Genomic DNA, 9,631 nt, shown 5'->3' on the forward strand with positions numbered 1-9,631 from the left:
CTATTCGATCGTCGATGGCCAGCGTTTCGACTGGAACAAGTTCGACACGCTTGCGGTGCCCGGCGGTTCGTGGTGCGAGCATGTCAACACCTCCGACAAGGAGCCGGTGGTGCTGTTTGTGGCCAGCGACGAGCCCGTGCTGAAAGGTCTCGATCTCTACAAGAAGTGGGGCCGCGACAAGAACGACGCTGTGGTCCGACTGATTTAGGCGTTCGATCGGCATGGCCCCGCCCGAACAGGGCGGGGCGGTTTCGCATGATGCATAGGTGAGATTTGCTGTCGCGTTCCAACACCACCCTGGTTTCGCATTTCGATTGCCCCGGCGGCGGCCAGGTCTGGGTCGAAAACGGCATCATGTATGTCGGCCACCAGCGCCCGACCTCGGGCACGACGATTGTCGACGTGCGAGATCCCGCGAACCCGAAGCATCTCGCAACGATCGATGTCCCCGAAGGCTGGCATTCGCACAAGGTGCGGGTGTCGAACGGCATCATGATTGTGAACCATGAGAAGTTCGGAAAGGCGGGGCCTGACGAGTTCGGTGGAGGTCTTGGAATTTACGACGTCTCCACACCGTCGAACCCGAAGCTCATCACCAAGTGGATGACCAAGGGCGGCGGGGTTCATCGGTTCGATTTCGACGGCCGTTACGCCTATATCTCGCCGACCGCCGAGGGCTATGTCGGCAATATCGTCATGATCCTGGACCTTGCCGATCCTGCGAAGCCCCAGGAAGTCGGGCGCTGGTGGATTCCCGGTCAATGGACCGGCGGTGGCGAGCAATACCCTTGGGACAACTGGGTGCCGCCGCGCTGTCATCATCCGCTGCGCTTCGGCGACCGGCTTTACGTGAGCTATTGGCATCACGGCTTTTTCATTCTCGACATTTCCGACATGTCGAGGCCAAAAGCGATTTCCGGCGTTAACACGTCGCCGGTCTATCCGCATCCGACCCACACCTGTCTGCGCATGCCGCAGAAACTGCGCGGACGCGATATTCTCATCGTCGCCGACGAGGACGTGGCCAAGCTGTGGCCGGCAGCGCCGAGCTTCGTGTGGGTCTACGACATCACCAACGAGCAGATGCCGGTATCGATTTCGACATTCCAGGTACCGGGCCTCGATATCGACGGCGCACCGCAGCCGCCGATGACGGGCTGCCATCAGCCGTCCGAGCGCTTCCATGGTACGGTCATTCCGATTGCCTGGTTCGCGCAGGGGATGCGGCTCGTCGATTTTGCCGATCCCTTCGCGCCGCGCGAGGTCGGCTATTACATGCCGGATGCTGCGCCCGGCGCCGAGCGCCCGTCCTCAAACGACGTGACGGTGGACGATCGCGGCCTCATTTATCTGGTGGATCGCGTGAATGGCGTCGACATCATCGAGACCAGCGCGTTCTCGTAACAAGGCTTGAGAAGGCAAGGCCCATGAACGACGTGACCAAGCAGAAGCGCGCCGATGTCTATCCGATCGGCAAGAAGAATCCCAATCTGCCATTCCACCCTGCTGTACGCGCCGGCGATTACATTTTTGTGTCGGGGCAAGTCGCAAAGGACGCCGACAACAACATGATCGAGGGTTCGATCGAGGTCGAAACCCGCGCCACGATCGAGACCATCGAACGAATCCTAGCGCAGGAAGGCGCGACGCTCGCCGATGTCGTGCGCGCCACGACCTATCTGCAAGATACGCGCGATTTCGGGCGCTACAACAAGGTATTCGGCGAAATGTTCAAGGATGCAATCCTGGCCCGCACCACGGTCGAGGCCCGCGCCGTCATCAACACCAAGATCGAGATCGACTGCATCGCCTACAAACCACTGAAGACGTGATCGTCTGCCTACGAACGACTACGCCAGTGCCGGACCATTTGCGGGAGTTGGATATGACCGGAACACGCTTGTTGACCGCTGCAATCGCCACCGCCGCCCTGTTCGCTGGCACCCTTGCGACGAACGCCCAGGCCCCGACCGTGCGCTTCGCCGCCGGTCAGCAAGGCTCACAGAATTACGGCGTCAATGCCGCGCTGGCGCAGACTTTCAAGAGCACGGGCGAAATCAACACCACGGTGCAGGCATTCGGCGGCCCGACCTCGTATCTGCCGCTGGTCAATTCCGGCGAACTCGATGTCGCTGCGGTCGTGATGCCCGATCTTGGTGACGCATTGCGCGGCACCGGGCCGTTCAAGGGCAATCCGCAGAAGGATCTGAAGCTGGTCGCCGCCTTGTTCCCGAGCCCGGTCGGGCTGATGGTGAAGAAGGATTCCGGCATCACGTCGATTGCAGACCTCAAAGGCAAGCGCGTCGCCTGGGGCCTGACCGCGCAGGCCAGCCTCTTGCCCTACGTCGAAGGCGCGCTCGCCAATGGTGGTGTGAAGAAAGAGGATGTGAAGCTCGTTCCGGTTGCAAGCGTGGCCAATGGCGTCGACGATCTGGTCGCAGGCCGGGTCGACGCCACCCTTTTCGCGCTGCGCGGTGGCAAGGTGGTGGAGGCGGATTCCGCTGCCAGCATCCGCTGGCTGCCATTCGATCCGTCGCCCGCGGCCGTCGAGCGGATGCAGGCGGTCGCGCCGGAGGCCTATCTTCTTGAGGTGAAGCCCGAGGACAAGGTGGTCGGTGCGCCCGAGCCGATGTCCACCATGGCCTATGATTACGTGCTCGTGACCGGGCCGAAGACGCCGGACGCCGCGGTCGCCGCCATGGCGAAAACGCTCTATGAAAAGGGTGCGCAGATCGCCAAGGAAAACAAGGTGCTGGGCGCGATGACGCCGCAAGCCATCGCTCGGCCCTACAAGCAGCTGCCGCATCATCCGGCGGCGAAGGCTGCGCTCAACATCAAGACCAACTGAGAGGCCGTGCTGACCACGGTTTCCGGGATCGGGTCGGCACCGGCACGCGCCTTCAGGGGAGCGCAGTGATCGGCAAGCCGGTTGAGCAACAGGACAAACCGGCGGCCTCGCTGCAAGCGGGGCCGGTTGCGCGCTTTCTCGGCCTCCTACTTGTCGTGCTGTCGCTGGCGTGGCTGACCGAGCTGCACCGCTTCGCCGACCTCGTGTTGTTCACCGAACAGCCGCTGGCGCTTGCCGCCGGGCTCTCGCTCGCCATCGCGGCATCGATGTTGTTCGTGCCGGGATCGCCGAAACGCATCGCGGCGACCGTCGCCGGCTTTGTGCTGCTGGCGCTCCTTGGTTACGTCGCCGCCGAATATCAGCAGCTCTCCATCACCGCCTCGATGCGCCCGGGATGGCTGGTCGCGCTGTCGGTTGTCGTCCTTGTCGGCATCCTGGCGCTGACCGGCCGCGTCGTTGGCCTCGTCATCATGCTGGTGGTCTGCGCATTCATCGGTGCGGCGCTGATCGGGCCCTGGATCGGATTGCCGACCGTCGCGCCGGACCGGCTCGCGATCTATCTCCTGCTCGATCCCAACGGGCTGCTCGGTCTGCCGATGCGGGTCGCGCTCGAAATCGTGGTCCCGTTCGTGTTTTTCGGCGAATTGCTGCGCAGAACCGGCGGCGGCGAATACATGACGAGCCTGTCGCTCGCGGGGTTTGGCCGCTATCGCGGTGGCTCTGCCAAGGCTGCCGTCGGCGCCTCGGCGCTGTTCGGCACCATTTCCGGCAATACCGTCTCCAATGTCGTCAGCACTGGTGTCGTGACGATTCCGATGATGCGCCGAACCGGCATGAAGCCGGAGAATGCGGGTGCGATCGAGGCGACCGCCTCGACCGGAGGCCAACTGATGCCACCGGTGATGGGCTCGGCGGCCTTCATCATGGCAGACATGCTGCGCGTGCCTTATGCGGAGATCATGGTGGCGGCGCTGGTTCCGGCGCTGCTCTATTATGCGGCGATTTTCGTCCAGATCGACCGCATCGCCGCGCGTTCCGGCATCCATGAGTTACCGGATTCCGAGGTGCCGCGATTCCGCACGCTGTTCGTTGCTGGCGCGCATTTCCTCGTTCCGTTTGCGGCCCTGTTCGTCGCCTTCATCGCATTCCAGACCCGCCCGCAGGTTGCCGCGCTGATGGCGATCGGCGTCCTTGTGCTGGTGACGGCCCTGCGCGCCTATCATGGCCAGCGCCTCAATCCGCGCGCGCTGATCGAGGCCGCGATCGAGACCGGCATCCAGGCCGCGCCGCTGATCCTGATCACCGCGGCCGCGGGCCTCCTGATGGGCCTCATCAGCCTCACCGGCCTCGGCTTTTCGCTGGCGGCCGACGCTCTGGCCTTGAGCGGCGGCAGCGGCGCCCTGCTGCTGGTCATCACCGCGCTGATCGCCATCGTGTTCGGCATGGGAATGCCGACGGTGGCAGTCTATATCATGCTGGCCACAGTGCTCGCGCCGGCGCTGGTCAATGCCGGCATTGCAGAGCTGCCGGCGCATCTGTTCATTCTGTATTTCGGCATGTTGTCGATGGTGACGCCGCCGGTCGCGCTTGCCTCGATCACCGCGGCCAAGATCGCCAATGCCGATATGTGGCGCACGAGCTGGGCCGCGGTGAAGCTCGCCTGGGTCGCCTATATCGTGCCGTTTCTTTTCATCTACTCGCCGGCGCTGCTCTTGCGCGGCAATTGGCTGGAAGTGGTGCTCGCGGTCTTCACGGCCTTTGTCGGCACTACCGCGGTGTCCTTTGCCATCATCGGATTTTCAACCCGGCCGGTCGGACCAATTCAGCGAATCCTGTTCGCGGTGTTCGGAATCATGCTCTTGATCCCGCCGGGGACCGACATCGTCACCATCATCGTCAATCTGATTGGAGGTGCGGGCATCCTCGTGCTGCTCTTTGCGCCGCAGGCGCAACGAAAGCCCGCGTCCCGCGCCTCCGCACCGCTCAACAAGGAGGAGATCGCGTGATTAGACTACTCGGCCGGCAAACGTCCGGAAACGTTCAGAAGGTCATCTTCATGCTGGAAGAAAGCAGCGTGAAATACACCCGGGAAGACTACGGGCGGCAGTTCAACAATACGCAGACGCCGGAATACAAGAAGCTCAACCCGAACGCGAAGGTGCCGACCTTGATCGACGGCGATACCGTGATCTGGGAGAGCCACACCATTTTGCGTTACCTTGCGGCGTTGCATGCGCCGGCTCTCAGCGGGTTGACGCCGGCGGAAAAGACCTATGTCGAGCGCTGGATGGATTGGCTTCTGGCGTCGCTGAACACGCCCTATGTCGCCGTGTTCAAGGATTCCAAGAACGAGCCGGACAAGCGCGCCGCCGATTTCGCTGCGCAATGCGCCGATCTCGTGGCTCAGCTCACGATTCTTGAGGGGCATATCGCCGGCAAGAACTATTTCGCGCTCGACCGGCTGACGCTGGCCGATGTCGCACTGGCCCCCATCGTCAAGCGCTGCCTCGAATTCCGGATCGACAAGCCTGATTTTCCGGAGCTTGCGCGCTGGATGAAGGCGATGGAAGGCCGGCCTGCCTTTGCGGTGGCGACCGGCGCCAAGCCCTCGGCGCTCAACACCGCAGCCTGAAGAGGCGGCGAGTCGATGACCAGCGAGGACAAGGCCGCGACACAGCCGGAAGCCGGCGCGGGTCTTGCCCGCGCCGCCCTTGCGGCGGTGCGCCTGCTGATCGGCCTTGTTCTCCTCAATGTCGTCAATGCGGTCGCGCGAGCGACGGGCCGGGTGGTCGTCGGTGTCGATGAGGTGCTGGTCTTCGGCATGATCTGGATGGTGATGATCGGCATGCTGCTGGTCACCGCCGACCGCAGCCATATCGCGCTCGAAATTCTGACCGCCCGGGTCGGCGCGCGAACGCGCTGCATGCTTTCGATCGTGACCCATGCGGTGATGACAGCGGCTTGCGCCTATGCGGCCTGGCAGTCCTTCGGATTCATCCAGCGGGTGGCAGCAACCGGCCAGACCAGCATGGCGCTCGGCATGCCGATGCTGATCCCGCACTCGGCTTTACTGGTCGGCTTTGCCGGTACTGCGATCATCGCTGCAATGATTGTCGTTTCCGAAGCCAGAGCACTGGCTCACATACGCGGCGGCCGCGCATGATCTGGACCCTCGGCGCGATTCCGTTTTCCCTTCTTGCGATCGGCACGCCGATTTTCGTGCTGCTGCTGACCGGCGCTATCCTGACTTTTGCGATCTCCCTGACGGTGTCGCCGGTGGCAATCCACCAGATCATGTTCGGCGGGCTTGAAAATTACGCCCTGCTTGCCATTCCGTTCTTCATCTTCGCCGGTGAGTTGATGGGCGCGGCCGGCATCGCCGACCGGCTGATCGTCTGGGTGCTGGCGCTGATCGGCCGCGTACCGGGTTCGCTCGGCGTTGCGACCGTCGGCGCATCCACGTTGATCGGCGCGATTTCGGGCGCGAGCGTCGCGGCGGTCGCGGCGATCGGCAAATCGCTCTATCCGAGCCTGATCCGGGAAGGGTACGGGCCGCGCTTCTCGTCCGGGCTCGTGACATCCGCAGGCGCGATCGACATCCTGATCCCGCCCAGCATCGCCATGATCCTGTACGGCGCATCGGCCGAGCAATCGATCCCGAAACTGTTCGTCGCCGGCATTCTGCCGGGGCTCCTGATGGCGCTGATGATGGCTGCGTTCGTGATCGTGCGCGCGATGCAGATGGAGATCCCGCGCTCGGGACGCTTCGATGCCCGCCAGTTTCTGTGTGCCAGCTGGCTGGCGCTGCCTGCCTTGTTCATGCCGGCTTTCGTGCTGGGACTGATCTATCTCGGCTGGTCTTCGCCGACCGAAGCCGGCGGCTTCGCCTGTCTCTACGCGATCATTGTCGGGCGTTACATTTACCGCACGATGTCCTGGAAGGACGTGCTGGATGCCGCGGCGCGCGCGGCGATGCTGACCGCGCAAATTCTGGTGATCGTTGCGACCGCCGCGCTGTTCTCGTGGATCCTGACCATCAGCGGCATTCCGCAGGCCTTGACCGCGTGGCTGGGATCCCTGCAGCTGTCGTCATGGGCTTTCCTCATGGCGATCAACCTGCTGCTGCTGGTCGTCGGCTGCTTCCTTGATCCGACATCCGCGATCCTTGTGCTGACGCCGCTCCTTATCCCGCTGGTCAAGGCGGTCGGCATCGACCCCATCCATTTCGGAATCGTGATGACCGCCAATCTCGCGATCGGCATGTTCACGCCGCCATTCGGCCTCAACATCTTCGTGGCACGCACCGTGCTCGGTGCGCCGCTGGAAACCATCTACCGGGGCGTGCTGCCCTTCGCCGCTGTTCTGATCGTTGCTCTATTGATCATCACGTACTGGCCGGAACTGTCGCTTGTCCTTACCCGCTCGATCTAACTCTGGGAGAACCATCATGCACATGACACGACACAGCATCTTCGCTGCGGCAATTGCCACGGCATTCGCCGTCCTGCCCGCGGACGCGCAGGAGATGAAACTCGCCAGCGCCACCATCAACGATGGTCAGCACGAATGGCAGAAACTGTTCGTCGAGGGCGTTAAGGCGCGTGTCGGCGACAAGCTGAAGATGGGCATCTATCCGGCGAGCCAGCTCGGCGCGATTCCACGGATGGCCGAAGGCGTCTCGCTCGGCACAATTGAATCCTTCATCACGCCGACATCGTTTGTGACAAATCTGGACCCGCGCTTTCAGATTTTCGAAGTGCCCGGCCTGTTCCGGTCCCCGGAGCATCAATATGCGACCATCCAGGATCCGGCCTATCGCGATCACCTCGAAACCATGTTCCTGGACAAGGGGCTGCGCGTTATCGGCGCGATCTATAATTCGCCCACGGTGATCCTGACCAAAAAGCCCACGGCGAAACTCGAAGACATGAAGGGTCTGAAGGTGCGCACCTTCGCCTCGCCCCTGCAGATGGAGCCGATGAAGTCGCTCGGCGCGATCCCGACGCCGCTGGCACTCTCCGAGGTGATCCCGCAACTGCAATCGGGTGGCCTCGACGCGATGCTGGCCGGGATGCCGATCCTGACCGCATTCAAATATTACGATGTCGCCAAATACGTCACCGACCTGGAATTTTCCTACATCCTGTCGGTGGCGCTGGTAAACGAGGCCTGGTTCAAGGCGCAGCCGAAAGATGTGCAGGACGCGATCCGCGCCGCCGGCCGCGAGGCCGAGCAGAAGGCGTTTCCCTGGGTGCTGGCGAACAATAAGAAGGCGAATGAAACTTGGCTCGCCAACAAGGGTGAAATCCTGAAGCTGCCGGCCGACGAACAGAAAAAGATGATGAGCGACTTCGTCGCGCTCGGCTCCAAGATCGTCGAAGCCAATCCGGCGGTGAAGAAGGAGTTCGATATCCTGAAGAAGGTGGTCGACGCCAAGGCGCCGAAGTGACCGGCGGTCATGCGCGGGCTTGACCCGCGCATCCATCCGCTTCGAATGATGGATGGCCGGGTCAAGCCCGGCCACGACCGAGCAAATCACCCCATGACCGCATCCGAATACGACTATATCATCGTCGGCGCCGGTTCCGCGGGCTGCACGCTCGCGGCCCGGCTGACCGAGGATGCAAGCACGCGCGTTTTGCTGCTGGAGGCGGGGCCTTGGGATAGCGGTTTTTGGCTGAAAATTCCGCTTGGCTGGGGCAAAGTCTACAAGGAGCGGCAGTTCGACTGGCACTACGACACTGAGCCCGAGCCCTATGCGGGCAAACGCAAGATGGAAGTCGCGCGGGGCAAGGTGATCGGCGGCTCGTCGTCCACAAATGCGATGGCCTATGTGCGAGGCCATCGCGGCGATTTCGACCGCTGGGCCGACAGCGGCGCGTGCGGTTGGTCGTATAGTGATGTGCTGCCCTATTTCAAGAAACAGGAGAGCTGGGAGGGCGGCGAGAGTGAATATCGCGGCGGCTCAGGTCCGCTGACGACACGGCGCTCGCGCTACGCCGATCCGCTGGTCGACGCCTATATCGAGGCGGCCGGGCAAGCGGGACATCCGTTCAACCCGGATTACAATGGCGAAGAGCAATACGGCTTCTCGCGGATGCAGGCGACGATCCGCAACGGCCGGCGCTGCTCCGCGGCTGTGGCGTATCTGCGCCCAGCGCTTTCACGCAGCAATCTCACCGTCGCGGTCAATGCGCTGACAACGCGCGTACTATTCGGGGGGACCCGCGCCACCGGCGTCGAATACAGGCAGGGCGGCGAGACCAAAGTCGTGCGGGCGGCGAAGGAGGTGCTGCTCTGCGGCGGCACCATCAACTCTCCGCAGCTTCTGATGCTGTCCGGCATCGGTGCGCCCGATGAACTCGCGGCCCATGAAATCCCGGTAAAGATCGCGCTGCCGGGTGTTGGCAAAAATTTGCAGGATCATGTGGCTGCGCTGATCGTCTATGGCCGTAACGGCGGCGGACCGGTACAGAAGAATCTGCGACTCGACCGCATCGCGCTGGCGCTCGCACAAGGAGCGCTGTTCGGCACGGGCTTCACCACAGATCTGCCGGGTGGATTGATTGGCTTCCTCAAGACTCCGCGCGCTGCGAACCAATTGCCCGACGCGCAGCTTCTGTTCATTGCAGGCCCGCTCGGGGCTGCGCCGTATCTGCCGCCGTTCAAGCCGGCCTTCGAGGATACCTTTGCCTGCCGCATCGTGGTGCTGCGCCCGGAGAGCCGCGGCACCATTTCACTCGCATCCGCCGATCCGTCCGCGCATCCGCAGATCCGGCAGAA

At 62.9% G+C, this 9,631-nt stretch carries 9 protein-coding genes and 1 pseudogene; all 10 read left to right on the forward strand.

All coding sequences use genetic code 11. From position 1 onward, the window contains the following. Positions 1–208, forward strand: a pseudogene (locus ACK41X_RS21115) (gentisate 1,2-dioxygenase); the annotation flags it as partial. Positions 209–273: 65 nt separating this feature from the next. Beyond that, positions 274–1,404, forward strand: coding sequence for an LVIVD repeat-containing protein (locus ACK41X_RS21120; protein WP_409727483.1), 1,131 nt, complete (start codon positions 274–276; stop codon positions 1,402–1,404). Between the two features lie 23 nt (positions 1,405–1,427). Beyond that, the gene (locus ACK41X_RS21125; protein WP_409727486.1) at positions 1,428–1,832 is read left to right on the forward strand and encodes a RidA family protein; all 405 of its coding nucleotides are present in this window, start codon (positions 1,428–1,430) and stop codon (positions 1,830–1,832) included. A gap of 53 nt (positions 1,833–1,885) precedes the next feature. Then, positions 1,886–2,848: a TAXI family TRAP transporter solute-binding subunit gene (locus ACK41X_RS21130; protein WP_409727489.1), complete on the forward strand. Its 963-nt coding sequence runs from the start codon at positions 1,886–1,888 to the stop codon at positions 2,846–2,848. A gap of 65 nt (positions 2,849–2,913) precedes the next feature. Continuing rightward, on the forward strand, positions 2,914–4,854 hold the full coding sequence (locus tag ACK41X_RS21135; RefSeq protein ID WP_409727492.1) for a TRAP transporter permease: 1,941 nt from the start codon (positions 2,914–2,916) through the stop codon (positions 4,852–4,854). Further along, positions 4,851–5,480, forward strand: coding sequence for a glutathione S-transferase family protein (locus tag ACK41X_RS21140; RefSeq protein ID WP_409727495.1), 630 nt, complete (start codon positions 4,851–4,853; stop codon positions 5,478–5,480). Before ACK41X_RS21135 ends, ACK41X_RS21140 begins: the two co-directional genes overlap by 4 nt. A 15-nt stretch (positions 5,481–5,495) precedes the next feature. Further along, positions 5,496–6,011, forward strand: coding sequence for a TRAP transporter small permease (locus ACK41X_RS21145; protein ID WP_409727498.1), 516 nt, complete (start codon positions 5,496–5,498; stop codon positions 6,009–6,011). Continuing rightward, complete coding sequence (locus ACK41X_RS21150) at positions 6,008–7,279, forward strand: TRAP transporter large permease (protein WP_409727501.1); 1,272 nt, start codon at positions 6,008–6,010, stop codon at positions 7,277–7,279. Before ACK41X_RS21145 ends, ACK41X_RS21150 begins: the two co-directional genes overlap by 4 nt. 16 nt (positions 7,280–7,295) lie before the next feature. Then, the gene (locus ACK41X_RS21155) at positions 7,296–8,297 is read left to right on the forward strand and encodes a TRAP transporter substrate-binding protein (protein WP_409727504.1); all 1,002 of its coding nucleotides are present in this window, start codon (positions 7,296–7,298) and stop codon (positions 8,295–8,297) included. 93 nt (positions 8,298–8,390) lie between these two features. Further along, positions 8,391–9,631: GMC family oxidoreductase (locus ACK41X_RS21160; RefSeq protein WP_409727507.1), on the forward strand; the 1,241-nt coding region annotated here is incomplete at its 3' end.

It is taken from the genome of Pseudorhodoplanes sp. (assembly GCF_046289595.1).
Taxonomy (GTDB): domain Bacteria; phylum Pseudomonadota; class Alphaproteobacteria; order Rhizobiales; family Xanthobacteraceae; genus Pseudorhodoplanes.

Coding starts and splice junctions, on each gene's coding strand:
- ACK41X_RS21125 (WP_409727486.1), top strand. CDS start 1,428: ATGAACGACGTGACCAAGCAGAAGCGCGCCGATGTCTATCCGATCGGC.
- ACK41X_RS21130 (WP_409727489.1), top strand. CDS start 1,886: ATGACCGGAACACGCTTGTTGACCGCTGCAATCGCCACCGCCGCCCTG.
- ACK41X_RS21145 (WP_409727498.1), top strand. CDS start 5,496: ATGACCAGCGAGGACAAGGCCGCGACACAGCCGGAAGCCGGCGCGGGT.
- ACK41X_RS21150 (WP_409727501.1), top strand. CDS start 6,008: ATGATCTGGACCCTCGGCGCGATTCCGTTTTCCCTTCTTGCGATCGGC.
- ACK41X_RS21155 (WP_409727504.1), top strand. CDS start 7,296: ATGCACATGACACGACACAGCATCTTCGCTGCGGCAATTGCCACGGCA.